At 59.1% G+C, this 269-nt stretch carries 1 pseudogene; it reads right to left on the bottom strand.

Annotation, left to right across the window (positions count from 1 at the left end):
- Nucleotides 1-269, bottom strand: a pseudogene (locus AAEZ06_RS27360) (beta clamp domain-containing protein); the annotation flags it as partial.

Here is a 269-nt window from a genome sequence, read left to right as displayed (position 1 = left end):
GCCTTCTTCCACGGTTGGGAAGTCATTGGCCGGCAAGGTCGACAGGGTGAAACGGCTGCGGCCAGCCTTGACCACCAGCTTTTGCTCATCCACCTTGATGTCGATCAGCGCATCATTAGGCAGGCTTTTGCAGATATCCATCAGCTTGCGCGCCGGCACGGTGATCTCGCCAGGTTCGGCGGGCTCTTCGAGCTGGACGCGACCCACCAGTTCGACTTCCAGGTCGGTACCGGTCAAGGACTACTGTTGCCCCTCGACCACCAGTAATA

Source organism: Pseudomonas sp. HY7a-MNA-CIBAN-0227, from assembly GCF_040310325.1.
In the GTDB taxonomy this organism is placed as follows: Bacteria; Pseudomonadota; Gammaproteobacteria; order Pseudomonadales; family Pseudomonadaceae; genus Aquipseudomonas.
The sequence above is the reverse complement of the archived record's forward strand: the minus strand, read 5'-3'. Positions and strand labels throughout refer to the sequence as shown.